This window comes from Pseudomonas sp. KBN10P06128 (assembly GCF_037574945.1).
GTDB lineage: Bacteria > Pseudomonadota > Gammaproteobacteria > Pseudomonadales > Pseudomonadaceae > Pseudomonas > Pseudomonas aeruginosa.
On record NZ_JBBELR010000001.1, the window covers coordinates 6,507,909 to 6,533,790 of the forward strand.

Annotated in this window: 20 protein-coding genes; 8 read left to right on the forward strand and 12 right to left on the reverse strand. The window is 66.7% G+C overall.

What is annotated here, in order from left to right; translation table 11 throughout:
• Positions 1-119 precede the first annotated feature (119 nt).
• Entirely contained in the window at positions 120-1,586 is a 1,467-nt protein-coding gene (locus tag VQ065_RS30355; RefSeq protein ID WP_003096500.1) for a NorM family multidrug efflux MATE transporter, read from the forward strand.
• Here the strand turns inward: VQ065_RS30355 and VQ065_RS30360 are convergent.
• Positions 1,498-3,174 (reverse strand): putative bifunctional diguanylate cyclase/phosphodiesterase, encoded by a 1,677-nt coding sequence (locus tag VQ065_RS30360; protein ID WP_003121292.1) that lies wholly within the window; start codon positions 3,172-3,174, stop codon positions 1,498-1,500. The genes VQ065_RS30355 and VQ065_RS30360 overlap by 89 nt on opposite strands.
• Before the next feature lie 187 nt (positions 3,175-3,361).
• Between VQ065_RS30360 and rep the strand changes: the two genes are divergently transcribed.
• From rep to VQ065_RS30375, 3 genes are all read left to right on the forward strand, one after another.
• A complete protein-coding gene (gene rep, locus VQ065_RS30365; protein WP_003110454.1) occupies positions 3,362-5,371 on the forward strand; it encodes a DNA helicase Rep in 2,010 nt (669 codons plus the stop codon).
• A 133-nt stretch (positions 5,372-5,504) separates the two neighbouring features.
• On the forward strand, positions 5,505-7,223 hold the full coding sequence (locus VQ065_RS30370) for a ubiquinone-dependent pyruvate dehydrogenase (protein WP_003096506.1): 1,719 nt from the start codon (positions 5,505-5,507) through the stop codon (positions 7,221-7,223).
• Positions 7,224-7,386: 163 nt separating this feature from the next.
• Entirely contained in the window at positions 7,387-7,959 is a 573-nt protein-coding gene (locus VQ065_RS30375) for a xanthine phosphoribosyltransferase (RefSeq protein ID WP_003096508.1), read from the forward strand.
• 7 nt (positions 7,960-7,966) lie between these two features.
• Here the strand turns inward: VQ065_RS30375 and VQ065_RS30380 are convergent, their stop codons facing one another.
• The 9 genes from VQ065_RS30380 to VQ065_RS30420 all read right to left on the reverse strand — a co-directional run bounded on the left by VQ065_RS30380 (position 7,967) and on the right by VQ065_RS30420 (position 17,650).
• A complete protein-coding gene (locus tag VQ065_RS30380; RefSeq protein WP_073660206.1) occupies positions 7,967-9,826 on the reverse strand; it encodes an acetyl-CoA hydrolase/transferase C-terminal domain-containing protein in 1,860 nt (619 codons plus the stop codon).
• 209 nt (positions 9,827-10,035) lie between these two features.
• Positions 10,036-10,464, reverse strand: a complete 429-nt coding sequence (locus tag VQ065_RS30385; protein WP_003096511.1) for a c-type cytochrome — start codon at positions 10,462-10,464, stop codon at positions 10,036-10,038.
• 203 nt (positions 10,465-10,667) lie between these two features.
• Positions 10,668-11,216: a cupin domain-containing protein gene (locus VQ065_RS30390; RefSeq protein ID WP_003096513.1), complete on the reverse strand. Its 549-nt coding sequence runs from the start codon at positions 11,214-11,216 to the stop codon at positions 10,668-10,670.
• Positions 11,217-11,366: 150 nt separating this feature from the next.
• On the reverse strand, positions 11,367-12,440 hold the full coding sequence (alr, locus tag VQ065_RS30395) for an alanine racemase (protein WP_003096515.1): 1,074 nt from the start codon (positions 12,438-12,440) through the stop codon (positions 11,367-11,369).
• Positions 12,441-12,530: 90 nt separating this feature from the next.
• Positions 12,531-12,884 (reverse strand): RidA family protein, encoded by a 354-nt coding sequence (locus tag VQ065_RS30400; RefSeq protein WP_023098907.1) that lies wholly within the window; start codon positions 12,882-12,884, stop codon positions 12,531-12,533.
• Positions 12,859-14,157 (reverse strand): D-amino acid dehydrogenase, encoded by a 1,299-nt coding sequence (gene dadA, locus VQ065_RS30405; RefSeq protein ID WP_003096519.1) that lies wholly within the window; start codon positions 14,155-14,157, stop codon positions 12,859-12,861. The genes VQ065_RS30400 and dadA overlap by 26 nt, the downstream gene beginning before the upstream one ends.
• A gap of 356 nt (positions 14,158-14,513) precedes the next feature.
• On the reverse strand, positions 14,514-14,858 hold the full coding sequence (locus tag VQ065_RS30410) for a YdbL family protein (RefSeq protein ID WP_003096521.1): 345 nt from the start codon (positions 14,856-14,858) through the stop codon (positions 14,514-14,516).
• A gap of 12 nt (positions 14,859-14,870) precedes the next feature.
• The gene (locus VQ065_RS30415) at positions 14,871-15,062 is read right to left on the reverse strand and encodes a YnbE family lipoprotein (RefSeq protein WP_003096523.1); all 192 of its coding nucleotides are present in this window, start codon (positions 15,060-15,062) and stop codon (positions 14,871-14,873) included.
• Positions 15,063-15,082: 20 nt separating this feature from the next.
• Entirely contained in the window at positions 15,083-17,650 is a 2,568-nt protein-coding gene (locus VQ065_RS30420; protein WP_023098908.1) for a YdbH domain-containing protein, read from the reverse strand.
• Positions 17,651-17,803: 153 nt separating this feature from the next.
• Here VQ065_RS30420 and dadR point away from each other — a divergent pair, with 153 nt between their 5' ends.
• The 3 genes from dadR (at position 17,804) to VQ065_RS30435 (ending at position 21,464) form a co-directional block, all read left to right on the forward strand.
• On the forward strand, positions 17,804-18,292 hold the full coding sequence (dadR, locus tag VQ065_RS30425; protein WP_003096535.1) for a transcriptional regulator DadR: 489 nt from the start codon (positions 17,804-17,806) through the stop codon (positions 18,290-18,292).
• 177 nt (positions 18,293-18,469) lie between these two features.
• A complete protein-coding gene (locus VQ065_RS30430) occupies positions 18,470-19,789 on the forward strand; it encodes an NAD(P)/FAD-dependent oxidoreductase (protein ID WP_003096537.1) in 1,320 nt (439 codons plus the stop codon).
• 85 nt (positions 19,790-19,874) lie between these two features.
• Positions 19,875-21,464: a phospholipase D family protein gene (locus VQ065_RS30435; RefSeq protein WP_023098909.1), complete on the forward strand. Its 1,590-nt coding sequence runs from the start codon at positions 19,875-19,877 to the stop codon at positions 21,462-21,464.
• Between the two features lie 3 nt (positions 21,465-21,467).
• On the opposite strand, the gene VQ065_RS30440 is transcribed toward VQ065_RS30435, so the two are convergent.
• Both VQ065_RS30440 and VQ065_RS30445 read right to left on the reverse strand, forming a co-directional pair.
• Positions 21,468-22,631, reverse strand: coding sequence for an MFS transporter (locus VQ065_RS30440; RefSeq protein WP_003096541.1), 1,164 nt, complete (start codon positions 22,629-22,631; stop codon positions 21,468-21,470).
• A 146-nt stretch (positions 22,632-22,777) separates the two neighbouring features.
• A complete protein-coding gene (locus VQ065_RS30445; protein ID WP_003096543.1) occupies positions 22,778-24,271 on the reverse strand; it encodes an aldehyde dehydrogenase in 1,494 nt (497 codons plus the stop codon).
• Positions 24,272-24,500: 229 nt separating this feature from the next.
• On the opposite strand from VQ065_RS30445, the gene VQ065_RS30450 reads away from it, so the two are divergent.
• Positions 24,501-25,835 carry an aspartate aminotransferase family protein gene (locus VQ065_RS30450; RefSeq protein ID WP_003096546.1) on the forward strand — a complete coding sequence of 445 codons (1,335 nt, stop codon included), beginning with the start codon at positions 24,501-24,503 and terminating at the stop codon, positions 25,833-25,835.
• Positions 25,836-25,882: the final 47 nt, after the last annotated feature.

A 25,882-nucleotide genomic window follows, 5' to 3' on the forward strand; every position in this document is an offset into this window, starting at 1 on the left:
TCATGCCTGGCATCTTGTTTTTCCTTTTGTGGAGCCATGCCAGCCGCACCGAGAATAGCCGCATTCTCAACGCCGACAGGCCATCGCGGCAACCATCTCCTCCTGAGCCTTACTCATCCATGTCCTCACCATCCCTCGTCGAACTCAAAGCCATCCTGCGCCTGGCGGGCCCGTTGATCGCCGCCCAGCTGGCCTATGTCGCCATGGTCTTCACCGACACCGTGATGATGGGCAAGCTCGGCCCCGACGCGCTGGCCGCCGGCGGCCTGGGCGCGGTCAGCTACGCCTTCGTCTCGACGTTCTGTGTCGGCGTGGTGGCAGCGGTCGGCAACCTGGTGGCGATCCGTCACGGCTGCGACGACGCCGCTGGCGCCGCCGCGGCCGCTCGCTCCGGACTCTGGGTCGGCGCCGCGCTGGCCCTGGCCGCCGGCCTGCTGCTATGGAACCTGCGGCCGCTGCTGCTGCTCTTCGGCCAGGCGCCGCAGACGGTGGACGGCGCCATGCAGTTCCTCCACAGCCTGACATTCGCCCTGCCCGGCTACATGGCCTTCATGGTCCTGCGCGGCTTCACCAGCGCCATCGACCGCGCCGGCCCGGTGATGGCGATCAGCGTGCTCGGCGCGCTGGCCAACCTGGCTCTCAACTATTCCTTCATAGAAGGCCTGTTCGGCCTGCCGCGCCTGGGCCTGGCCGGTATCGGCCTGGTCACCGCCCTCGTCATGAACTGCATGCCGCTGCTGCTGGCCCTGTATATCCGCCTGCAGCCGGCCTATGCCGAGTACTCGCTGCTGCGCGGACTGGGACGGCCGCAGCGGGCGATGGTCGAGGAGATCCTGCGCCTGGGGCTGCCCATCGGCGGCACCTACGCGGTGGAGTCGGGGATGTTCACGGTCGCCACCCTGTGCATGGGCATCATCGGCGATCACGCCCTGGCCGCGCACCAGATCGCCATCCAGGCGGTATACGTGGCGTTCATGGTGCCGGTGGGGTTGTCGTACGCCACCACCTACCGCATCGGCCAGCATTTCGGCGCCGGCCGCCTGCTCGAAGCACGCCGCGCCGGGCGTGTCGGCATCGGCTTCGGCGCGCTGTGCATGCTGCTCTTCGCCGGGCTCTTCTGGTGGATGCCGGAGGCCATCATCGGCCTGTTCCTCGACCGCGACGCCCCGGCCAACCGGGAGGTGGCCGCGATGGCCGTCTCGCTGCTGGCGATCGCCGCCTGGTTCGAGCTGTTCGACGGCACCCAGAACGTCGCCATGGGCGCGATCCGCGGTCTCAAGGACGCCCGCACCACCTTCCTGGTCGGCCTGGCCTGCTACTGGCTGGTCGGCGTGCCGCTGGCCTGCCTGCTGGCGTTCGCGGCCGGCTGGGGCGCCGCGGGCGTCTGGTGGGGGCTGGCCGGCGGCCTGGCCTGCGCAGCCATCGGCCTGACCCTGGCCTTCGAGTGGAAGACCGCGCGGTTGCTGCCGAAAGCCACGGCCAGCGAGACGTCGGCGCTCAATTGCCGAGCGGCTGGCCGCGGTGCGCCGAGCGCTCGCCTATGCCCAGGAAACGCGCCAGTTCCGCCAGCGGCAGCGGCGGACTGATCCAGTAGCCCTGCACCTGGTCGCAACCGAAATCGCGCAACTGCTCCTGCTGGCGCAGGGTCTCCACGCCTTCGGCAACCACTTCCAGGTTGAGGTTGTGCGCCAGGTTGATCATCGCCCGCACCAGTTGGAAGTTTTCCGCCCGCTGGTCCATGCCGCCGACGAAGCTGCGGTCGATCTTCAACAGGGTGATCGGCAGGCTATTGAGGTGGACGAAGGACGAGAAACCGGTGCCGAAGTCGTCCAGCGAAAAGCGCACGCCCAGTTGGCCGAGCGCCTGCATGGTCTGCAGCACCTGGTCGCTACGCCGCATCACGGCGGTCTCGGTCAGTTCGAACTCGAGCCAGCGCGCGTCGACGCCGTGCTCTTCGATCAACCGTTGCAGGGTCGGCAGCAACTGGCTGTCCTGGAACTGGCGGAACGACAGGTTCACCGCCATGTGCAACGGCTCCAGGCCGCGCCCGTTGAGCCACTGCATGTCGCGCAGGGCGCGGGCGATGACCCAGTAGCCGAGCGGCACGATCAGCCCGCTTTCCTCGGCCAGCGGGACGAACTCGCTGGGCGTGAGCAGGCCCCGCTCGCCGTGGCGCCAGCGCACCAGCGCCTCCAGGCCGACGATACGCCCGCTGTCCAGGCACAGTCGCGGCTGGTAGTGCAGCTCCAGCTCGTCGCGACGCAGCGCCCGGCGCAGTTCGGCTTCGAGGTCGGCGAGGCTGCGCACGCCACGGTTGATGCGTTCGTCGAAGACATGGAAGGTGCAACCCTGGCGGCTCTTGGCCTGCTGCATGGCGATGTGCGCATGCCACATCAGCGGGTCGGCGCCTTCGTCGGCACGGGCGTGGGCGAGGCCCAGGCTGCAACCCAGCAACAGGCTCTCGCCATCGATCCAGTAGGGCTCGCCGAGGCATTCGACGATGCGTTCGGCGACCCGCTCGGCGCGTTGCGGATCGCGACGGGTGTCCAGCAGCAGGGCGAACTCGTCGCTGCCCAGGCGCGCCAGGCTGTCACCGTTCTCCATGAAGCCGCGCAGGCGGTTGACCACCTGCAGGATCAGGCGGTCGCCGCCCTGGTGGCCGAGGGAATCGTTGACGTGACGGAAGTTGTCCAGGTCGAGATGGCCGAGTACCAGGCCACGCCCGTCGAATTCGCTGAGGCGCGCCGCGAGCAGGGTCTGGAAGCCCTGGCGGTTGGCGATGCCGGTCAGCGGATCCTGCTCGGCGAGCAGTTGCAGGGTCGCCTGCAAACCCAGGCGCTCGCGCGCGTAGCGCAGGCAGCGGCGCAGGCTGTCCTCGGAGAGCTGTTCGGCGGCCAGCCAGTCGACCACCCCGACCGGCGCCTGCGCCGGCTCCTGCTGCAACAGCAGGATCACCGGCCAGGGGCAGGGAGTCCCCAGCGGCAGGCAGGCCGGCGTGGCCAGGAGCAGCCCGCGGGGCTCGGCGGCGAACAGGGTGGCCGCGCCCTCCCAGGTGGTGACGATGCTCAGCGAAAAGGCAGGCCCCAGCGCTCTCAGGCGTTCACCTAGCAGTGGCGCCCAGTCCGGCGTATCCGCCAGAAGGAGCAGGCGCAAGGGTTCTGCGGGCGCTGACAAGCAACCTCCAAAGTTTTAAGAATCTTCGTAAAGAACGAACGGCATCATCCTAATGCGGTAGGGAATCTACAGCAAAATGGCGTGAACGATCTCGGGATCGGTCACAGCTTGCACGCTAATTCTCGCGGATGCCAGCCAGCCTGTTAGAATACGCCCCCGCTTCAACCCTCTCTTCCGGCCTGTTCCTATGTCCCGACTCAATCCCCGGCAGCAAGAAGCCGTGAACTACGTCGGCGGTCCCCTGCTGGTCCTGGCTGGCGCCGGCTCCGGCAAGACCAGCGTGATCACCCGCAAGATCGCCTATCTCGTCCAGCAGTGCGGTATCCGCGCCCAGTACATCGTCGCCGTGACCTTCACCAACAAGGCCGCGCGGGAGATGAAGGAGCGCGTCGGCACCCTGCTGCGCGGCGGCGAGGGCAAGGGCCTGACCGTCTCGACCTTCCACAACCTCGGCCTGAACATCATCCGCAAGGAACACGAGCGGCTCGGCTACAAGCCCGGTTTCTCGATCTTCGACGAGTCGGACATCAAGGCGCTGCTGACCGACATCATGCAGAAGGAGTATTCCGGGGACGACGGCGTCGACGAGATCAAGAACTACATCGGCGCCTGGAAGAACGACCTGATCCTTCCGGAGGAGGCGCTGGAAAAGGCCCGCAACCCCAAGGAGCAGACCGCCGCGATCGTCTACCTGCATTACCAGCGCACCCTGCGTGCCTACAACGCGGTGGACTTCGACGACCTGATCCTGCAACCGGTGAAGCTGTTCCAGGAACATCCGGACGTCCTCCAGAAGTGGCAGAACAAGGTGCGCTACATGCTGGTGGACGAGTACCAGGACACCAACGCCAGCCAGTACCTGCTGGTCAAGCTGCTGGTGAAGGACCGCGCCCAGTTCACCGTGGTCGGCGACGACGACCAGTCGATCTACGCCTGGCGCGGCGCGCGCCCGGAAAACCTGATGCAGCTGAAGGAAGACTTCCCTTCGCTGAAGGTGGTGATGCTGGAGCAGAACTACCGCTCCACCAGCCGCATCCTCAAGTGCGCGAACGTCCTCATCGCCAACAACCCGCACGTATTCGAGAAGCAGTTGTGGAGCGAGATGGGCCACGGCGATCCGATCCGGGTGATCCGCTGCCGCAACGAGGACGCCGAAGCCGAGCGCATCGCCATGGAGATCCTCACCCTGCACCTGCGCACCGAGCGGCCGTACAGCGAGTTCGCCATCCTCTACCGTGGCAACCACCAGGCCAAGCTGATGGAGCTGAAGCTCCAGCACCACCAGATTCCCTATCGGCTCTCTGGCGGCACCAGCTTCTTCGGGCGCCAGGAAGTGAAGGACCTGATGTCCTACTTCCGCCTGCTGGTGAACCCCGACGACGACAACGCCTTCCTCAGGGTGATCAACGTGCCGCGCCGGGAAATCGGTTCGGCGACCCTGGAGAAGCTCGGCAACTACGCCACCCAGCGCAAGATCTCGATGTACGCCGCCTGCGACGAGATGGGCCTGGCCGAGCACCTCGACAGCCGTTTCCACGAACGCCTGCAACGCTTCAAGCGCTGGATGGACGGTATCCGCCGACAGTGCGCGGAGAACGAGCCGATCGCCGTGCTGCGCAGCATGGTGATGGACATCGACTACGAGAACTGGCTGCGGCAGAACGCCTCCAGCGACAAGGTCGCCGAATTCCGCATGAGCAACGTCTGGTTCCTCATCGAGGCACTGAAGAACACCCTCGAGCGCGACGAGGAAGGCGACATGACCATCGAGCAGGCCATCGCCAAGCTGGTCCTGCGCGACATGCTGGAGCGCCAGCAGGAAGAAGAGGAAGGCGCCGAAGGCGTGCAGATGATGACCCTGCACGCGTCGAAGGGGCTGGAGTTCCCCTACGTGTTCATCATGGGCATGGAGGAAGAGATCCTGCCCCACCGTTCCAGCATCGAGGCCGACACGGTGGAAGAGGAGCGCCGCCTGGCCTACGTCGGCATCACCCGCGCGCGGCAGAACCTGGCGATGACCTTCGCCGCCAAGCGTAAGCAATACGGCGAGATCATCGACTGCTCGCCGAGCCGCTTCCTCGACGAACTGCCCCCCGAAGACCTCGAATGGGAAGGCATGGAAGACGCCCCGCAAGAGGTCAAGGCGGCCAAGGGCAACGCCGCCCTCGCCGACATCCGCGCCATGCTCAAGCGCTGAGCCCGCCGCGCCTCGACTGTCTCGATTTTCACAAAAGTGTCTTGCCCGATGCCTAGCCTCGGGCGAGGAACTTTTGCCGCTCCACGCGCGACCAAAATTAGCTAGCTAACGAATTCCATTCGAGGACAGCTTCATGTCGAGCAAGAAAGTCGCCGAGATCGTCGTGGAAACCCTGGAAGCCGCCGGCGTCCGCCATTGCTATGGCATCGTCGGCGACACCCTCAACCATGTCACCGACGCCATCCATCGCAGCCAGATCCAGTGGGTCCACGTGCGCCACGAAGAGGCGGCGGCCTTCGCCGCGGGCGCCGAGTCCTACATCAGCGGACGCCTGACCGCCTGCGCCGGCTCCTGCGGACCGGGCAGCCTGCACTTCATCAACGGCGTCTACGAGGCCCAGCGCAACCGCGCGCCGATGGTGCTGATCGCCAGCCAGATCGTCACCCCGCAACTGGGCATGGAGTTTCCCCAAGAGGTCGACTTCAAGGCGGTCTACGCCAGTTGCTCGGTGTTCTGCGAGCAGGTGCACAGCCCGGAACAGGCGCGCCGGGTGGTGGCCCTGGCCTGCCAGGCGGCGCTCAACCGGCGCGGCGTGGCGGTGGTGATCCTGCCGGCCGACATCAGCCAGGCCACGGTGAAGGACGACCTGCCGTTCTCGGTGCATTTCCCGCAACCGGTGCTGCGCCCCAGCGACGCCGAACTGCAGGACATCGCCCGCCTGCTGGCCCACGGCAAGAAGATCGGCATCTACGCCGGCTCCGGCTGCCAGGGCGCCCACGACCTGCTGGTGGCCCTCGCCGACCGCCTCAAGGCGCCCATCGCGCACACGTCGCGGGCCAAGGACTTCGTCGAGTACGACAACCCCTTCAACATGGGCATGACCGGTATGCTCGGGATCGAGTCCGGCTTCCACATGATGACCGAGTGCGACACCCTCCTGCTGCTCGGCGCCGACTTCGCCTGGGCGCAGTTCTATCCGCAGAAGGCCACCCTGATCCAGGTCGACCGCGACGGCAGCCACCTGGGTCGCCGCCACCCCGTCGATCTCGGCGTGGTCGGCGACGTGATCCCCACCCTCGAGGCGCTCCTGCCGCTGCTCGAAGTCCGCGAGGAACGCAGCTTCCTCGACGAATGCCTGGAGCACCGCGAGCGCTCGCTGCGGACGCTGGAAAAAGAGGAGCAAGCCGGCAAGGGCGAGCTGATCCACCCCCAGCACCTGGTCAGCCTGCTCGACCAGCACGCCAGCGAGGACGCCCTGTTCACCGCCGACGGCGGCTCGGCGATGGTCTGGCTGTTGCGTCACATCCACAGCAACGGCAAGCGCCGCACCCTCACCAGCCTGGTCCACGGCACCATGGCCAACGCCATGCCCCAGGCGCTGGGACTGAAGAAGGCCTACCCCGAGCGCCAGGTGATCTCGATCTCCGGCGACGGCGGTCTGGCCATGCTGCTCGGCGACCTGCTGACGGCCATCCAGGAAAAACTGCCGATCAAGGTAGTGGTGCTGAACAATGCCTCGCTGAACTTCGTCGAGCTGGAACAGAAGGTCGAGGGCCTGCTGGACAACTACACCGACCTGCTCAACCCGGACTTCGCCCGGCTCGCCGAGGTGATCGGCTTCCACGGACGCAAGGTGACGCGCTCCGAGGATCTCGAGGCGGCGGTGCAGGAGTTCCTCGCCCAGCCCGGTCCGGCGCTGCTGGACGTGCATACCAACCCTGCGGAGCTGGTGATGCCGCCGAAGATCGAGTTCGGCCAGGTCGCCGACACCGCGCTCTACGCCGCCAAGGCCGTGCTCAGCGGGCGCTTCAAGGACGTCGAGACGCTACTGGTGAACAACCTGCTGAAATGAGCCGGCAGCGGCGCGGCCCGCCTGCCACGGGGCCGCGCCGGGCAGGCGCGGATTCCTGACCGCTCGATCATGTTCGCTCGTCCGAGAGAACGTCGCGCGCGGTGCCGGCTGGCGGTACAATGCCGCGCTTCATCAGCGACAGCCGCTTCGCAGGAAGCCACCCGTGGACATTCTCAAAGACAAAATCCGCTCGGAAGGCATCGTCCTTTCCGAGCATGTACTCAAGGTCGACGCCTTTCTCAACCACCAGATCGACCCGCAGCTGATGCAGCAGGTCGGTCACGCGTTCGCCATGCGCTTCCGCGACCAGGGCATCACCAAGATCGTCACCATCGAGGCTTCCGGCATCGCCCCGGCGGTCATGGCCGGCCTGGAGCTGGGCGTCCCGGTGATCTTCGCCCGCAAGTACCAGTCGCTGACCCTGAAGGACAACCTGTACATCTCCAAGGTGTTCTCCTTCACCAAGCAGACCGAGAGCACCATCGCCATCTCGGCCAAGCACCTGAACGCCCACGACCACGTGCTGGTGATCGACGACTTCCTCGCCAACGGCCATGCCGCCAAGGCGCTGATCGACCTGATCGGCCAGGCCGGCGCGAGCATCGCCGGGCTCGGCATCGTCATCGAGAAATCCTTCCAGGATGGCCGCGCCCTGCTGGAAAGCGAAGGCTACCGGGTCGAGTCCCTGGCCCGGGTGAAATCGCTGGCCGGCGGCCAGGTCGAGTTCCTCGACTGAGCGCCACTCAGCCCCGCTCTTCCTGGCTGGCCCGCAGGCCGGCCAGCAACAAGCGCTGGTAGAGTTCCTCGCGAAGCCCCTGCGGATCGTCCAGGTCCATGCGCCGCAGATGCGCCGGGTAGGCTTCTGGCTCCGGCGCGTCCAGGGTCGCCTTGCCCAGTTCGAGGATCTCGCTCAGCTTCAGCTTGCGCTTGAGCCAACCCAACGCCCGCAGCAGGTCCTGCTCGACCTCGTCGAAATCGCTGCCCAGGGGAAACTCCGGCAGCGCCGCTGCGTGGGCCTGGTGCAAGGCCTGCAGGCGCTCCGGGGTATTGTTGCGATAGCGTTCGGGCAGGACGAAATCCTTCGGCAGCTTGCCGGCCGCCCGGGCCTGCTCGGCCAGCGCCTGCTGGAAACGCGAGTCGGCGATGGCCAGCAGCGCGGCGATCACTTCCGCGTCGTTCTTGCCGCGCAGGTCGGCGATCCCATACTCGGTCACCACCATGTCACGCAAGTGCCGGGGAATGGTGGTGTGGGCGTACTGCCAGACGATGTTCGAACTGACTTCCCCGCCGGATTCGCGCCAGCTACGCAGCATCAGGATCGAACGTGCGCCCTCCAGCTCGTGGGCCTGGGCGACGAAGTTGTACTGCCCGCCGACGCCACTGAGCACCCGGCCGTCCTCCAGCTGGTCGGCGACCCCGGCGCCGAGCAAGGTCACGGTGAAGGCGCTGTTGATGAAGCGCGCGTCGCGCCGCTGCAGGCGCTTCAGCTCTTCCTGGCGGTACAGGTTGTTGACGAAGCCGATGCCGGTCATGCCGATCCCGGCGCGCTCTTCCAGCGACATCTCGCGCAGGCGCCGGTAGAACGCCAACGGACCGAGGAAGAAGCCGCCGTGCAACCACACCCCGCCCTCCACCGGCGCCTCACCGCGCTCGGCGGCACGCTGTCGCGCTTCGTCGGGGTAGACCCGGCGGCTCAGCACGCCGGCCTCGGCCAGCGCCAGCAGACCCGGCACGAACATCTCGCTGCAACCGTAGAGCCCCCGGCGGAACGGCTCCAGGCCGCCGTCGCGCTCGACCGTCTCGGCCCAGCGCGCACGCACCCCCAGCTCGTCGATCAACGCCCGGTAGGTGGCGTTGTCGCGCTGGCGCAGCAGCAGGGCGGCGGTCAGCGCGTCGCCCATCGAGCCGATGCCGATCTGCAGGGTGCCGCCGTCGCGCACCAGCGCGCTGGCGTGGAGACCGATGCAGTGATCCTGCAGGTTGACCGGCATGTTCGGCGTGGAGAACAGCCGGCTGCTTTCCGCCGGCGCGTCGATCAGCAGGTCAAATACCGACTCCTCGACCTCGGCGTCGCCCGGCAGGTAGGGCAGGTCATCGTGGACCATGCCGATGGCGACGATGGTCTCGCCGGCGGCGCGACGCTTCTCCAGCATCGGCAGGAGGTCCAGGGTGATATCCGGGTTGCAGGCCAGGCTCAGCTTGCCCGGCCGCTCGGGATGCCGCGCCACCAGTTGGGCCACCGCGTTGACGCCCTTGGCGTTGATGTCGCGGGCGACGTGGCTGTAGTTGCAACTGATGTAGTGCTGCTGCGCCGGCGCACTGTCCAGCAGGCTGCCGGGCTGCAGGTAGAACTCCTCGACGCGGATGTTCGCCGGCAGTTCGTCGCGGCGCAGGGCGTGCAGGTAATCCAGCTCCGGGTAGTCGGCGAAGACCCGTTCGGCGAAAGGCTCGAGGAAACGCCGTTGCAGGTCGCCGCCAGCGGCGGGACGCCCCAGGGAAAGCGCGGTATACAGCGTCAGCTGGCGCTCCGGCAGGGTCCGCAGGCGCTGGTACAACGCATTGACCAGTCGGTTGGGCTTACCCAGCCCGAGGGGCAGGCCCATGCGGATCGGGCCCTCAATGGTCTGCAGCAAGTGATCGACTGCGGCGTCGATGGAACAGGTTCGGCTCAAGACGATGCCCTCCGGCGAATGGGTAGCCGGAAGTTTGGACCCTGTTTGCCGGCGGGACGATCCGCCAGCGGGAAAAACCCGCACCGCGGATACGAAAAAGCCGCCAGGAGGCGGCTTTTCGCGACACTGTCCCGGCGTTGTTACAGACCGGACATATGCTTGATCGCGGCTTTCAGCTCGTCGTCCGAGCAATCGGCGCAGGTGCCTTTCGGCGGCATGGCGTTGATACCGGAAATCGCCTTGGCCAGCAGGCCATCGAGGCCGCCCTGCTCCTTGGCGCGCTTGCCCCACTCGGCCTTGTCGCCAACCTTCGGCGCGCCCAGCAGGCCAGTGCCGTGGCAGGTGTTGCAGGTCTTGCCGACGATGTCTTCGCCGGAACGCGCACCGCCGCCACCGGCGGCTGCCGCGACGGCGCCGACGCCTTCGCATTCCTTGCCTTGTACGCAGACCTTGCCTACCGGCTCGAGGCGCTTGGCGATCGCATCGTCAGTGGTCGTAGCCTGAGCGCTTACAGCCCACAGGGCCAACACGGCAGCTTGGGCCGCCAGCATTTTTTTAATCAGGTTCACCCTTACACCCTCATCGTGGCTTATCACACCCGGGCACGATACCGATCACTGCGGGCCGCGCGGGCGGGCGCAAGTATAACGGCAAAGAAAGCCCGGCAGAAACAATTGCACACCCTCGCAAAGCCTTGCGGCATTAGGTCGCAGCCCCGCATGCCCCTTGTCGGCCGGCGCCCTTCGGGCCCGGCGGGGTCTTGTGCTTCAGGTCAGAAATTTGCGGGCGTGGTGGCGCTGATCAAGCGTGCCGGCACATCGTAGGGATTGCGAAAACGGTGCGGCTTGTTGCTCTCGAAATAGTAGCTGTCGCCGCGCTCGAGCACATAGGTCTCGCTGCCGACGGTCAGTTCCAGGCGCCCGTCGACCAGCACGCCGGCCTCCTCGCCTTCGTGGTTGAGCATTTCCTCGCCGGTGTCGGAGCCCGGCGGGTAGGTTTCGTCGAGGAAGGCGATCGCCCGGCTCGGGTGCGCCTTGCCCACCAGGCGCATGGACACCGCGCCGCTGGAAATGTCGATCAGTTCGTCTGCCTTGTAGACAACCTGGGTATGGCTGTCCTGCTCCAGGTCCAGGGAGAAGAACTCCACCAGGGACATGGGGATACCGCCCAGCACCTTCTTCAGCGAACTGATGGAAGGGCTCACGCTGTTTTTCTCGATCATCGAGATAGTGCTGTTGGTGACACCCGCCCGTTTGGCGAGTTCGCGCTGGGAAAGACCTTTGAGCTTTCGGATGGTTTGCAGACGAGCACCGACGTCCAAGGGTGGAGTCCTCCTTATTCTTCTGGCAGGCAAGGCAAAACGAGGCCGCACACGGCTGGCGACCTCAAGTCGGCCGTATCATGGCAACACTGTTCAGTATTTACAACAGATCGGTCGACATGCCTGCGCAAAGAATTCGGAAAGTTTTTCTCAAGCCCCGGAATAGACGCGCGGCACCCTTTTCAGGTTGCACAGCAGTTGGTAGGGAATGCTGCCGAACTGCGCCGCCAGGGCGCCGACCGGCACGTTCGGGCCCCATAGTTCGACCCGGCTGCCCAGCCCGGCCTGGGGATGGTCGGTAAGGTCGACGGTGAGCATGTCCATCGATACCCGGCCAACCAGGCGCCCCGGCTTGCCGTCGATGAACACCAGGGTGCCGTCGGCGGCGTGCCGCGGATAGCCATCGGCGTAGCCCATGGCGACCACGCCGATGCGCTGGCTACGCTCGGTGCTGTAGCGCGCGCCGTAGCCGACCGGTTCGCCGGCCGGCAGGTCGCGGACGCTGATCACCTTCGATTCCAGGGTCATCACCGGGCGCAAGCGGTCGGCCAGCGGATGTGCGCGCTCGAACGGCGTGGCTCCGTAGAGCAGGATGCCCGGACGTACCCAATCGCTGGGCACCTTCGGCCAGCCGAGCACGGCTGGCGAATTGCGCAGGCTGATCTCGCCTTCCAGGCCCTGGCTCGCGGCCGCGAAGGCGGCGAGCTGTTCCTCGGTGCGCGGGCAATCCAGTTCGTCGGCGCGGGAGAAGTGACTCATCATCACGATCTTCGCCACCTTGCCGCTGGCCCGCAGGCGCTCGTGGGCGGCGCGGAAGTCCTCGGGGAAGAAGCCGACGCGGTGCATGCCCGAATCCATCTTCAGCCAGACGTTCAGCGGGCGGGCCAGGCTGGCGCGTTCGATCGCCTCCAATTGCCAGGCGCAATGCACCACGCACCAGAAGTCGTGGGCAACGATCAGCTCCAGCTCGGACGCCTCGAAGAAGCCCTCCAGCAGCAGGATCGGCTGGCGGATACCGGCCTCGCGCAGCTCCAGGCCCTCCTCGATGCAGGCCACGGCGAAGCCATCGGCCTCGGCCGCCAGCGCTTCGGCACAGCGCACCGCGCCGTGGCCGTATGCGTCCGCCTTGATCACCGCGAGCGCACGGGCGCCGGTGGCCTCGCGGGCCAGCCGATAGTTGTGACGAAGGGCTTGCAGGTCGATCAGGGCACGGGCGGGGCGCATGGCGACGGGTCTCTCTTCAGCGAGGTGCGGCATCGCGCACCTTTCATCAGGCGAAAAAAAGCCCGGCTCTCCGGCCGGGCCAGACAAAACTCAGGGCAGCGCAGCGACCACCGACATCTCTACCAGGATCTCCGGCTCGCAGAGCTTGGCTTCGACGGTGGCGCGCGCCGGCGCGACGCCGCGCGGCAGCCACTGGTCCCAGACGCGGTTCATGCCTTCGAAGTCGGCGTCGATGTCCTTCAGGTAGATGGTCACCGAGAGGATCCGGGTCTTGTCGGTGCCGGCCTCTTCCAGCAGATGCTCGATGGCCGCCAGGGTCTCGCGGGTCTGCTGCTCGACGCCCGCGGACATGTCCTCGCCCACCTGGCCCGCCAGGTAGACGGTGCCGTTGTGGACGACGATCTGGCTCATACGCTCGTTAGTGTGCTGGCGCTGGATGGGCATTCTTGGCGTTCTCCGGGGAATTGCTGTAGCGGGAAATATCCAGGCCTTCGGTGCTGATCTGCGGGCGCTTCTTCGCCATCAGGTCGGCCAGGTAGCGACCCGACCCGCAGGCCATGGTCCAACCCAGGGTGCCGTGGCCGGTATTGAGGAACAGGTTGCGGTAGCGGGTGGCGCCGACGATCGGGGTGCCATCCGGGGTCGCCGGGCGCAGGCCGGTCCAGAAGGTCGCCTGGCTGATGTCGCCGCCCTCGGGATAGAGGTCGGTGGTGATCATTTCCAGGGTTTCGCGGCGACGCGGGTTCAGCGACAGGTCGAAGCCGGCGATTTCCGCCATGCCGCCGACGCGGATGCGCTGGTCGAAGCGGGTGATCGCCACCTTGTAGGTCTCGTCGAGGATGGTCGAGGTCGGCGCCATCTCCGGGTTGGTGATCGGCACGGTCAGCGAGTAGCCCTTCAGCGGATAGACCGGAGCCTTGATACCCAGCGGCTTGAGCAGTTGCGGCGAGTAGCTGCCCAGGGCCAGCACGTAGTGGTCGGCGGTGAGCAATTCGCCGTTGATCAGCACGCCGTTGATGCGGTCGCCGGCGAAGTCCAGGCGTTCGATGTTCTGGCCGAAGCGGAACTCCACGCCCAGGCCCTTGGCCATTTCCGCCAGGCGGGTGGTGAACAGCTGGCAGTCGCCAGTCTGGTCGTTGGGCAGGCGCAGGGCACCGACCAGCTTGTCGGCGACCTTGGCCAGGGCCGGCTCGACGCGGGCGATGCCGTCGCGGTCGAGAACCTCGTAGGGCACGCCGGAGCGCTCGAGCACGGCGATGTCCTTGCCGGCGGCGTCCAGCTGCGCCTGGGTGCGGAACAGTTGGGTGGTGCCGAGGGTGCGGCCCTCGTAGGCGATGCCGGTCTCGGCGCGCAGTTCGTCGAGGCAATCGCGGCTGTACTCGGACAGGCGGACCATGCGCTCCTTGTTCACCGCGTAGCGCTCGGCGGTGCAGTTGCGCAGCATCTGCAGCATCCAGGCGTACTGGCTGGGATCGGAGGTGAGCTTGATGGCCAGCGGCGCGTGCTTTTCCAGCAGCCACTTCATGGCCTTCAGAGGAATGCCCGGGGCTGCCCAGGGCGAAGCGTAGCCGGGAGACACCTGGCCGGCGTTGGCGAAGCTGGTTTCCAGCGCGGGACCGTCCTGACGGTCGACCACCACCACCTCGAACCCGGCACGGGCCAGGTAATACGCACTGGCGGTACCGATGACACCGCTGCCAAGGACCAGAACTCGCATTGTCGCCTCCCACGTCGCGGAGGAACCGCGGACGTTTGTTATTTTGAGCGTGTAGATGCGCGCAGTATAGGAAGAGGCAGGCAGAAATAATCACCAATTTTAGGCGGTTACTCAGGTAAAAAACCGGACAAGTAGGGGTTTTACCGAGGCGCATCCACCATAAAACTGGAAAAATACCGCATATTTAAATGATCGAACTCAGGCCGGGAGCCGCTTTTTCGGGAAAGCCTGTCGCAGAACCCATGGAAAACGGCAGGAGTCCCTGAAGGAACCGCTCACGACAGGAAAAATTCCGCGGACACTGCCCGGCCCTTGCGACCGGAGCAGCGTCCCAGAGCGCTCGCGGAGCCTTCGCGCTATTTCTTCACCCACTTGCCGCCGACCTGGACGTACTGCCCGGCAGGGGTTTTCTCCATCGCCTTCTTGCCGGCCATGGCCTCCACGTCGGCCAGCGAAGCGCCGCTGCTGTTGGCCACCTTCTGGTATTCGGCGCGCCGCGCGGCATTGATCTGCGCGGCGATGTCCGCCGCCTGGCCGCTGTTGCTGACCACGCCAAGGTAACCGTCCGCCTGCTCGCCGACCAGGCCCTGGGCCTTGGCGCCGCCAAGGGCCGACATGGCCTGGCCGAGGTCCATCGCCATGGCGGAAAGGCTGATGCCGAGGGCCAGCAGGGCGATACCGAGTTTGCTACGGGTTGTCATGGATCCGCTCCTTTAGAACAGGCCGCTGTTCTCGTTGATGATGCCGTCCAGAGCCTTGTCGACCTTGATGTAGATCTCGTGCTCGATTTTCACGTTGAGATTGATGTTGATCGGCTCGCTGGGAGCCGCCAGTTGCACGGTGGGCGTGCAGGCCATCGTCAGGCTGCCCAGCAGCAGGACAGCGAATAGAGCGCAGAGGCGCATCGGGGGTTCTCCTGTATGGCTCATGGCGCCGAAGCCTTGCGTTTCTGCATGCGCTCCTGCACACGTTGGCGAATGGTTTCGCTGACCCGGTCGCTCAGTTGCAGGCTGGTCAGCAGTGCCGGGATATCCTCCTCCAGGTTGACGTTGAGGTTGACCGGGCGCCCCTTCTCCAGGTCCGGGTTGCTGCCCTGCAAGCGCAGGCCGAGCAACAGCTTGCCGTTCTCATGATAATCGACGCTGCTTTGCAGGACGTCGTAGTGGAAATCGTCGAGGGCATCGGCGACCAGCTTCATCCCCGGGTTACTGCGCCCCAGCGCCTCGATTTTCGCCGAGCGGAAGCGCAGGTAGCCGGGCTCGCGGGCCTTGACCTGGCCGCCGGAGACGCTGGGCTTCCAGCGGTTCAGCATCAGCGGCAGCTCGCCGTCCAGGGTGCCTTCGCCGGCCAGGCCCTCCGCCGGATAGACCCGGAAAATCTCGCCAAGTTGTATGCCCTGGATACGCAAGGCGAACTTCTGCTCGGCCTGACCCAGGCGGATGCTCCCCGCGGGGACCGAGGCCTGCCCGCCGAACAGGCCGCTCTGCAACGTCTGCCAGCTCAGGCGGCCGCTGCCCGGCGCGGAAAGCGGGGCCTCGTAGCGCCCGCGGAAACTCACCGGCCCCAGCGGCAGGCCGGGATTGGCCTCGGCCAGGCTCAGGCCGGGGCTGTCCAGGCTCAACTGACCGCCGCGCAGGCGCAAGGCCAGGCTGCCGCCCAGCCCCTTCAGCTCGCTGCGGTCGTAGATACCGTCGAGGCCTTTCAGGGTCAGGTCCAGGTCGAGGGACGAGCCACCCGCCGCGTCGAGCTTCCAGCCGGCCGCGGCGGTCGCGCGCCCATTGCCCAGTTCGAGCAGCCCCGGCCAGTCGGCGAGGGTCGCGGCCAGCGGATTGCCGGTACGGAAGAACACCTCGGCCAGCTTGGCGGAGAGTGCCAGGGGCGTCTTCGCATCGCGCTGCAGCTGGATGTCCGCCGCCAGCCCCGCACCGTTGCTCAGCCGTCCCTTCAGGCTGGTGCGCTCGAGGGTGGTGTCGAGCGGCCCCTCGAAGGTCCAGGCCAACGGCTTGAGGTTGGCCTGGCGGAGTTGTCCGACCTGCGCCTGCAGCGGCCCGGCGAAATGCAGCGCCAGCGGCTGGTAGGCCAGTTCGAGAGCGGTCCCGGCGAGATTGAGGCGGGGCTGGCCAAGGTGCAGCGTCGACGGCTCGGCCAGGGACGCCGCCTGCAACCGCGCGCCCCTGCCGAAGGAGAGGTTGGCGCGCTGCCCGTCCAGCCGGCCCTCCAGGGGAATCTCCGCGACCAGTCGCTCGGCTTTCCAGCCCAGGTATTGCAGGCGCGGCGCGTCCACCTGCAAGCGACCCTCCACCAGCCTCGCGGCCCACGGCGAGATGCCCAGCAGGTCGAGCCGCGTCTCCAGCTTCAGCGTACTCGCGCCCTCACTGGTGAACGCCAGGCGCAACGCGGTGACGCTATCGGCATCGCGCTCCAGCGGCTCGCTGCGCAAGCCCAGCGCGCTCGGCCGCAACTCGGCCGGCAGCGCCTGCAACCACTCGCCGTGCAACTGGCTCAGGCGCAAGTCGCTGCGCAGCTGGCGTGGCAACCAGGCGCCCTCGTCTCCATCCAGTTGGACTTGCAGTTCGCCCTGTACATTACCCAGACCGGGCAGCGGCCAGGCTTGCGGAGCCTGCACCAGCAGCGCCGCCGAGCCACCGCCGTCGAGCACCCGGCGCGGCTCCAGCCAGTCGCGGCCAGGCGCCAGGCGGATCGTCCAGTCCGCTTGCAGACGCAGGGCTTGCGGTGCGTCGGGCAGGCGCTGCGCTTCCGGCAGCCAGCGATTGAGCCAGACCACCAGGCCACGGGTGTCCGGCAGGCCGGGCGCCTCCAGGCGCCCCTGCCAGAGGCCGTCGCCATCGGACGGCGCGAGCTGGCTGTCCAGCGTCAGCAGCGCCTGCCGGTCGAGTTGCGCGCGCGCACGCAGGCGCCAGCCGGTAGGCTCCTCGAAGAGCTGGGCGTCGAGCTGGGCCTGCTGCGCCTCCTGTTGCAGGCGCAGTTGCGCAGCCAGCGGAAACAGCGCTCCCGACGGGCGGCCGATGTCCAGTCCGCCTTCCTGCTCGCAGCGGCCGGCGGGACAAGGCAGGTCGAGATGGAAGCGTTCGAGGTGGATCTGTTCCGGCAGCCAGGCGAGGGTCTCGCGCAGGGACGTCCAGTCCAGCGCAGCGGAGTCGTCGTCGGAACTCGCGGCAGCCGGTTGCCAGGCGAGCGCCACTTGCTCCACGCGCAGGCCGGGTAGACGCGGACGCCAGCCCGACAGCCCGGGCCAGCGCAGCAGCGCGTGTTCCACGTCCAGTCGCAGGCTGGCGCCATCCGCGCCGCGCCGCTCCAGCGCCAGCCGTCGCAGCCCGATGCCTTCGGCGGACAGGCCCAGGCCTTGCCACTCCAGGCGCTCGACACCCTGCTCGCGCAACAGGCTGCGCCAGGCATGCCAGCCGTAGCCGAACGCCAGCAGCAACAGCACTGCAAATACCAGCAGCAACGTCGTCCTTCTGCGCAAACGCATGTCCTACCTCTGTCCGTTGCCGACCCGGCCAAGGGTGGCGGGGCCCTCGTGCAAGATCAAGGCGTTTTCCCTGGCCAGTGTTTTTCCCTGCTTTCGACGTTATATTGGCGGAAAATTTCCGGATTTTCCGAGCCAGACGGGGAGCCTCCATCCATGCGTACCCAGCATCAGAGCAAGCGCGAGCTGGACAAGATCGACCGCAACATCCTCCGCATCCTGCAGGAGGAAGGTCGCATTTCCTTCACCGAGCTGGGCGAACGCGTCGGCCTCTCGACCACACCCTGCACCGAACGCGTGCGCCGCCTGGAGCGCGAAGGCCTGATCATGGGCTATCACGCCCGGCTCAATCCGCAGCATCTGAAGGCCAGCCTGCTGGTGTTCGTCGAGATCAGCCTGGACTACAAGTCCGGCGATACCTTCGAAGAGTTTCGCCGGGCGGTGCTCAAGCTGCCCCATGTGCTGGAATGCCACCTGGTGTCCGGCCACTTCGACTACCTGGTGAAGGCTCGCATCTCGGAAATGGCGTCCTACCGCAAGCTGCTCGGCGACATCCTGCTGAAACTGCCGCACGTACGCGAGTCGAAGAGCTATATCGTCATGGAAGAGGTCAAGGAGTCGCTCGACCTACCGGTTCCGGATTGACCCATGACGCGCTCCGGGAGTCCGCCAGGACTCCCGGCATAGACGGGAAACACCGTCTTTTCTGTACACGATCCCCGCAACACCTCGCAGTTTTTTCCTTTTTCGCCCTTGGCGAGCGCCTCGACTGACGTTTATGCTCCGTCAAATTTTCCACACATAATAATCAGGATTTCACACATGAACGCCCGCGTTCACCAGCCGGTGCATACCGCCCAACACGCCCCCTCCTACTACGCCGCCACGCTCAACCGACGCATCGAGTGCCCTCCCCTGGCCGGCGAAGAACAGGCCGACGTGTGCGTCGTCGGCGGCGGCTTCTCGGGAGTGAACACGGCGTTGGAACTGGCGCAGCGCGGCTTCTCCGTGGTCCTGCTGGAAGCGCACCGGATCGGCTGGGGCGCCAGTGGACGCAATGGCGGCCAGTTGATCCGCGGCGTCGGCCATGACGTCGAGCAGTTCCTCCCGGTGATCGGCGCCGACGGCGTGAAGGCACTCAAGCTGATGGGCCTGGAGGCGGTGGAGATCGTCCGTCGCCGGGTCGAGCAGTACGCCATCGACTGCGATCTGCGCTGGGGCTACTGCGACCTGGCGAACAAGCCCGGCGACTACCAGGGCTTCCGCGAGGACATGGAGGAACTCCAGGCCCTCGGCTATCGCCACGAGATGCGCCTGGTGCCGGCCGCGGAGATGCGCAGCGTGGTCGGCTCCGATCGCTACGTCGGCGGCCTGGTGGACATGGGCTCCGGCCACCTGCATCCGCTCAACCTGGTCCTCGGCGAAGCCGCCGCTGCCCAGTCGCTGGGCGTCCGCCTGTTCGAGCGCTCGCCGGTGACGCGCATCGACTACGGCGCGGAAGTCCAGGTGCATACCGCCACCGGCAAGGTGCGGGCGAAGACCCTGGTGCTGGGCTGCAACGCCTACATGAACGACCTCAACCCGCTGCTCGGCGGCAAGGTACTGCCGGCCGGCAGCTACGTGATCGCCACCGAACCGCTGGACGAGCAACTGGCCCGCCAACTGCTGCCGCAGAACATGGCGGTGTGCGACCAGCGCGTGGCCCTCGACTACTACCGGCTCTCCGCCGACAACCGCCTGCTGTTCGGTGGCGCCTGCCATTATTCCGGCCGCGACCCCAGCGACATCGCCGCCTACATGCGGCCGAAGATGCTGGAGGTATTCCCGCAACTGGCGAACGTCCGCATCGACTACCAATGGGGCGGCATGATCGGCATCGGCGCCAATCGCCTGCCACAGATCGGCCGCCTGCCGGGGCAGCCCAACGTGTACTTCGCCCAGGCCTATTCCGGACACGGGGTGAACGCCACGCACCTCGCCGGGCAGTTGCTCGCCGAAGCCATCGGCGGCCAGCAGAGCGACGGCTTCGACCTGTTCGCCAAGGTGCCGCACATCACCTTCCCCGGCGGCAAGCTGCTGCGCTCGCCACTGCTGGCGCTGGGCATGGCCTGGTACCGGCTGAAGGAAAAACTCGGTAGCTGAGCCCATCCGAGGCTCGGCGGATTCTGAAAAAATCAGGCGGGGCATCGCTCTTCCGAGGAAAACTCCTAGAATTCGCACGACCGGGATGAGCCGGTCGTTCGAGTTTCCACGGGAGATGTCCTTGCTTCGCCGATTCCTCCTGCTGGCCCTCCTGGCCCTCTCCGGCTGCGCCAGCACTCCTCCGCCGCAACCGTCGTCGGCACTGCCCGCCGAGGGTACCTGGCTGGCCAGGCAGGCCGAAATCCAGGGACGCGACCACCCCGGCCAGTCCGGCTTCCACCTCCTGGGCGCCAGCGAGGATGCCTTCGTCGCCCGCGCGGCGCTGATTCGCGCAGCCCAGCGCAGCCTCGACATCCAGTACTACATCGTCCACGACGGACTGACCACGCGCGCCCTCGCCTACGAGTTGCTCAAGGCAGCCGACCGTGGCGTGCGGGTACGCATCCTCATCGACGACACCGCCAGCGATGGCTGGGACTACGAGATCGGTGTGCTCTCCGCCCATCCGAACATCCAGGTGCGCCTGTTCAACCCGTTGCACCTGGGCCGCGCCACCGGCATCACGCGAGGCGTCGGCCGCCTGTTCAACCTGTCCCAGCAGCACCGGCGCATGCACAACAAGCTGTGGCTGGCCGACGGCACGGCGGCCATCGTCGGCGGACGCAACCTCGGCGACGAGTATTTCAACGCCAAGCCGGAGATGAACTTCACCGACCTCGACCTGCTCGGCGTCGGCCCCATCGCCAACCAGCTCTCGCACAGCTTCGACCAGTACTGGAACAGCGCCATCAGCCGGCCGATCGAGGATTTCCTCTGGCGCGCGCCCTATCCCGGCGAACTGGAGTCGGCCCGACGTAAGTTGCAGCGCTACCTGCGCAAGGAGTCGGTGAAGGAGTCCGGCTACATCCGCCACCTGTTCGACCGCGGCGACCAGCCACGCCTGGGCAACTGGCTGGAGAATCTCACCTGGGCACGCGCCGAGGCGATCTGGGATGCGCCGCTGAAGGTATTGAGCCGCGGCGAGCCCGACCCGCACCTATTGCTCAGTCCGCACCTGGCGGGCCTGTTCAAGGGCGTGCAGAAGGAACTGATCCTGGTCTCGGCGTATTTCGTTCCGGCCAAGGACGGTCTCAACTATCTCACCGGCAAGGCCGACAGCGGCGTCCACGTGCGCCTGCTGACCAACTCCCTGGAAGCCACCGACGTGCCCGCCGTGCATGCCGGCTACGCACCCTATCGGATGGCGCTGCTGGAACATGGCGTGAAGCTCTACGAGCTGCGCGCCAATCCCGACCAGCCGCTGAGCGGCGCGCCCTGGCGCCTGCACGGATCGAGCAGCGCCAGCCTGCACAGCAAGGCGATGGTCTTCGACCGGCGCAAGGTATTCATCGGTTCGTTCAACTTCGATCCGCGCTCGATCCTGTGGAACACCGAAGTCGGGGTCATCGTCGACAGTCCGCTGCTGGCCGAGCAGGTCCGCCAACTGGCGCTGGAGGGCATGGCGCCGAGCGTCAGCTACCAGGTTCGCATCGACCGCAGCGGCAGCCGGCCGAAGCTGGTCTGGATCGACGAACGCGACGGCCGGGCCCAGGTCCTGCGCCACGAGCCGGGTAGCCTGTGGCGACGCCTGAACGCCTGGGTCGCGGGAATGATCGGACTGGAAAAGATGCTCTGAGGGTCACTCGGAGGCTTCCAGGCCGGTCGCCTCCTCGTCCGCCGGAATCGCCCCGCGCAGCCGCACCAGCACCACGAAGCCCGCCGCGCCGAGCGCCATCATCAACGGCAGGGCGTGACCGCTGATCCACTGGCTGGCGGCGCCGGTGGCCAGCGGGCCGAGCAGGCAGCCGATCCCCCATAGCTGCGCGACATGGGCATTGGCCCGGACCAGGGCATCGTCTCGGTAGCGCTCGCCGATCAGGATCAGCGCCAGGGTGAACAACCCGCCGGCGCTGGCCCCGAACAGCACCAGCAGCGGCCAGATCAACGGCGTCTGCAGCAGCAGGGGAATCGCCAGGCTGCTCAGCAGCAGCACCAGGCCGCAGCCGCCGAACAGGCCGCTGCGCGAGACCCGGTCGGCGAGCCAGCCGATCGGCAGCTGCAACAATGCATCGCCCACCACCACGGTACTGACCATGGCCAGCGCCACCGCTTGCGGAAAGCCCTGGCGCAACCCGTAGACCGGCAGCAGGGTGAGGATCATCGCCTCGAAGGCAGCGAACAACACCACCGCCCAGGCGATCGCCGGCAGGCCCCGGCAGAAGGCCCACAAACCGCGCCCGGAGGCGCTGTGCGGATCGACCCTGGGCGCACCGCCGCGGCCCAGCAGCAGCAACGAGCCAGCAATCAGCAGGCAGACGCCGAACCAGAAGCCACGGTCGTCGGCGGTACCGATGAAGGTCAGCAGTACCGGCCCGGACAGTTGGCTGAGGGCGTAGCCGGTGCCGTACAGCGCGACCAGCCGGCCACGCCACTTCTCCACCGCCAACTGGTTGATCCAGCTTTCCCCGAGGATGAACACCACGGTGAGCTGCACGCCGATCAGAAGGCGCAGCAACAGCCATACCGGGTAGCTCTGCAGCAGTGCCAGCAGGCCGATGGAGGCTGCCCCGGTGAGCAGGCACAACTGCATCAGCCGCGGCGTACCGACGCGCGCGGCGAGGCGCCCGGCGATCATCGCGCCGAGCAGCACGCCCACTGCCGGCGTGCTGGCCATCACGCCGATGGCGAAACTGCCGTAGCCCCAGCTCTCCAGGCGCAACGAGACCAGCGGCATGGTCAGGCCAAGGGCGAGGCCGATGCTGATGACTGCGGAACAGACGGCGAAATAGCTTCCCCAACGCATTGCGATTCTCCCGTTGGCACCCCGGAAGCCTTGCCGGGGCGAGCGGATATATCCGGCGCACGAAGCACAGCGGCCGGGCTTCCAGAAGGAAACCCGGCCGCGGGTGTGGCTCGAGAGAGCCGGCCCGGAAGGGCCGACCTAGGCGATCAGAGCTTGATCCAGGTCGCCTTCAGCTCGGTGTACTTGTCGAAGGCGTGCAGCGACTTGTCGCGACCGTTGCCCGACTGCTTGAAGCCGCCGAACGGAGCGGTCATGTCGCCGCCGTCGTACTGGTTGACCCAGACGCTGCCGGCGCGCAGGGCCTTGGCAGTCAGGTGCGCCTTGGACAGGTTGCTGGTCCAGACCGCCGCCGCCAGCCCATAGGGCGTGTCGTTGGCGATGCGCACGGCCTCCTCGGCATCCTCGAACTCGATCACCGAGAGCACCGGGCCGAAGATTTCCTCACGGGCGATCTTCATCGCATTGGTCACGCCGTCGAAGATGGTCGGCTCGACGTAGGTGCCGCCGGTTTCTTCCAGGGTCCGCTTGCCGCCGGCAACCAGCTTGGCACCGTCGTTGTGACCGGCCTCGATGTAGGACAGCACGGTGTTCATCTGCTGGGTGTCCACCAGCGCGCCGACGTTGGTTTCCGGATCCAGCGGGTTGCCCGGCTTCCAGCCCTTGAGGGCCTCGATCACCAGGGGCAGGAACTTGTCCTTGATGGAGCGCTCCACCAGCAGGCGCGAACCGGCGGTGCAGACTTCGCCCTGGTTGAAGGCGATGGCGCCGGCAGCGGCTTCGGCGGCGGCCTTCAGGTCCGGGGCGTCGGCGAAGACGATGTTCGGGCTCTTGCCGCCGGCCTCCAGCCAGACGCGTTTCATGTTCGACTCGCCGGCATAGACCATCAGTTGCTTGGCGATCTTGGTCGAACCGGTGAACACCAGGGTGTCGACATCCATGTGCAGTGCCAGCGCCTTGCCTACCGTATGGCCGTAGCCCGGCAGCACGTTGAACACGCCTTTCGGAATGCCGGCCTCGACGGCCAGCTGGGCGATGCGGATGGCGGTCAGCGGCGACTTCTCGGAGGGCTTGAGGATCACCGAGTTGCCGGTGGCCAGGGCCGGACCGAGTTTCCAGCAGGACATCAGCAGCGGGAAGTTCCACGGCACGATGGCGGCGACCACGCCGACCGGCTCGCGGGTCACCAGGCCCAGCTCGGCATGGGGAGTGGCGGCGACTTCGTCATAGATCTTGTCGATCGCCTCGGCGCTCCAGCGCAGGCTGTTGGCGGCGCTGGCGACATCGATGTGCAGCGAGTCGCTGATCGGCTTGCCCATGTCCAGGGTTTCCAGCAGGGCCAGCTCCTCGGCGTTCTCCAGCAGCAGATCGGCGAAGCGGATCATCGTCTGCTTGCGCTTGGCCGGCGACAGGCGCGACCAGGCGCCGGAATCGAAGGCATTGCGAGCGACCTTGACCGCCTGCTCGGCATCGGCCAGGTCGCAACTGGCGACCTTGGCCAGGAAGCGGCCATCCACCGGGCTCAGGCAATCGAAGGTCTCGCCGGAGGCGGCGTTGCTGTATTCGCCGTTGACGAAGGCGCGGCCTTCGATCTTCAGGTCTTTGGCGCGGGCTTCCCAGTCGGCGCGGGTCAGGGTGGTCATGACAACGTGTCCTCTTATTGGTGTTCTGGGCGCCTGGGAGACAGGCGCGCTGTCAGATTCTGCAAGGCGGGCGCGCGGCCCGTGGTGTCCGCCACCCTAAACCAGAGCAGCGCCTGTTTTCAATATATTTGACAGGAACCCCTCTAACTCCCTTGTCACGTTCATTATTTTAAACATAGACTCGCCCGGACTAGCGTCTTCATCCCTCGCGTGCAACCTGGGTGGCCCTATGACAATGAATAACGAGCCGCAGTCGAGCAGCCTCGACAACTTCTGGATGCCCTTCACCGCCAACCGCCAGTTCAAGGCGCGGCCGCGCCTGCTGGAAAGCGCCGAAGGTATCCACTATATCGCCCAGGGCGGGCGCCGCATCCTCGACGGCACCGCCGGCCTCTGGTGCTGCAATGCCGGCCACGGCCGGCGCGAGATCAGCGAAGCGGTGGCCCGGCAGATCGCCACCCTCGACTACGCCCCGCCGTTCCAGATGGGTCACCCGCTGCCGTTCGAACTCGCCGCGCGGCTGGCGGAAATCGCCCCGCCGGGCCTGAACAAAGTGTTCTTCACCAACTCCGGCTCGGAATCGGCGGACACCGCGCTGAAGATCGCCCTTGCCTACCAGCGCGCCATCGGCCAGGGCACCCGCACCCGCCTGATCGGCCGCGAACTGGGCTACCACGGGGTCGGCTTCGGCGGCCTGTCGGTAGGCGGCATGGTCAACAACCGCAAGGCCTTCTCCGCCAACCTGCTGCCGGGGGTCGACCACCTGCCGCACACCCTGGACGTCGCCCGCAACGCCTTCACTGTCGGCCTGCCCGAGCATGGCGCGGAAAAGGCCGAGGAGCTGGAACGCCTGGTGACCCTGCACGGCGCCGAGAATATCGCCGCGGTGATCGTCGAGCCGATGTCCGGCTCGGCCGGCGTGGTGCTGCCGCCCAAGGGCTACCTTCAGCGGCTGCGCGAGATCACCCGCAAGCATGGCATCCTGCTGATCTTCGACGAAGTGATCACCGGTTTCGGCCGCGTCGGCGAAGCCTTCGCCGCGCAGCGCTGGGGCGTCGTCCCGGACCTGCTGACCTGCGCCAAGGGGCTGACCAACGGCAGCATCCCGATGGGCGCCGTATTCGTCGACGAGAAGATCCACGCCGCCTTCATGCAAGGCCCGCAGGGCGCCATCGAGTTCTTCCACGGCTATACCTATTCCGGCCATCCGGTAGCCTGCGCCGCCGCCCTGGCGACCCTGGACATCTACCGTCGCGACGACCTGTTCCAGCGGGCCGTCGAACTGGAAGGCTACTGGCAGGACGCGCTGTTCAGCCTGCGCGACCTGCCCAACGTGGTCGACATCCGCGCCGTCGGCCTGGTCGGCGGCGTGCAACTGGCGCCGCACGCGGACGGCCCCGGCAAGCGCGGCTACGACGTCTTCGAGCGCTGCTTCTGGGAGCACGACCTGATGGTCCGGGTGACCGGCGACATCATCGCCATGTCGCCGCCGCTGATCATCGACAAGCCCCACATCGACCAGATCGTCGAGCGCCTGGCCCAGGCCATCCGCGCCAGCGTCTGATCCAGGCGGGCGGCTGGCGCCGCCCTGCCTCCAACTGGCCAGAACCA

What these genes read in the sequence shown, in the direction of transcription:
- VQ065_RS30445 (WP_003096543.1), bottom strand. Translation starts at nt 24,271, where the DNA reads ATGACCACCCTGACCCGCGCCGACTGGGAAGCCCGCGCCAAAGACCTG.
- VQ065_RS30435 (WP_023098909.1), top strand. Translation starts at nt 19,875, where the DNA reads ATGAGCCGGTCGTTCGAGTTTCCACGGGAGATGTCCTTGCTTCGCCGA.
- VQ065_RS30400 (WP_023098907.1), bottom strand. Translation starts at nt 12,884, where the DNA reads ATGCCCATCCAGCGCCAGCACACTAACGAGCGTATGAGCCAGATCGTC.
- VQ065_RS30450 (WP_003096546.1), top strand. Translation starts at nt 24,501, where the DNA reads ATGACAATGAATAACGAGCCGCAGTCGAGCAGCCTCGACAACTTCTGG.
- VQ065_RS30380 (WP_073660206.1), bottom strand. Translation starts at nt 9,826, where the DNA reads ATGGGCCTGCCCCTCGGGCTGGGTAAGCCCAACCGACTGGTCAATGCG.
- VQ065_RS30420 (WP_023098908.1), bottom strand. Translation starts at nt 17,650, where the DNA reads ATGCGTTTGCGCAGAAGGACGACGTTGCTGCTGGTATTTGCAGTGCTG.
- rep (WP_003110454.1), top strand. Translation starts at nt 3,362, where the DNA reads ATGTCCCGACTCAATCCCCGGCAGCAAGAAGCCGTGAACTACGTCGGC.
- VQ065_RS30430 (WP_003096537.1), top strand. Translation starts at nt 18,470, where the DNA reads ATGAACGCCCGCGTTCACCAGCCGGTGCATACCGCCCAACACGCCCCC.
- dadA (WP_003096519.1), bottom strand. Translation starts at nt 14,157, where the DNA reads ATGCGAGTTCTGGTCCTTGGCAGCGGTGTCATCGGTACCGCCAGTGCG.
- alr (WP_003096515.1), bottom strand. Translation starts at nt 12,440, where the DNA reads ATGCGCCCCGCCCGTGCCCTGATCGACCTGCAAGCCCTTCGTCACAAC.
- VQ065_RS30415 (WP_003096523.1), bottom strand. Translation starts at nt 15,062, where the DNA reads ATGCGCCTCTGCGCTCTATTCGCTGTCCTGCTGCTGGGCAGCCTGACG.
- VQ065_RS30410 (WP_003096521.1), bottom strand. Translation starts at nt 14,858, where the DNA reads ATGACAACCCGTAGCAAACTCGGTATCGCCCTGCTGGCCCTCGGCATC.
- VQ065_RS30440 (WP_003096541.1), bottom strand. Translation starts at nt 22,631, where the DNA reads ATGCGTTGGGGAAGCTATTTCGCCGTCTGTTCCGCAGTCATCAGCATC.
- VQ065_RS30370 (WP_003096506.1), top strand. Translation starts at nt 5,505, where the DNA reads ATGTCGAGCAAGAAAGTCGCCGAGATCGTCGTGGAAACCCTGGAAGCC.
- VQ065_RS30355 (WP_003096500.1), top strand. Translation starts at nt 120, where the DNA reads ATGTCCTCACCATCCCTCGTCGAACTCAAAGCCATCCTGCGCCTGGCG.
- dadR (WP_003096535.1), top strand. Translation starts at nt 17,804, where the DNA reads ATGCGTACCCAGCATCAGAGCAAGCGCGAGCTGGACAAGATCGACCGC.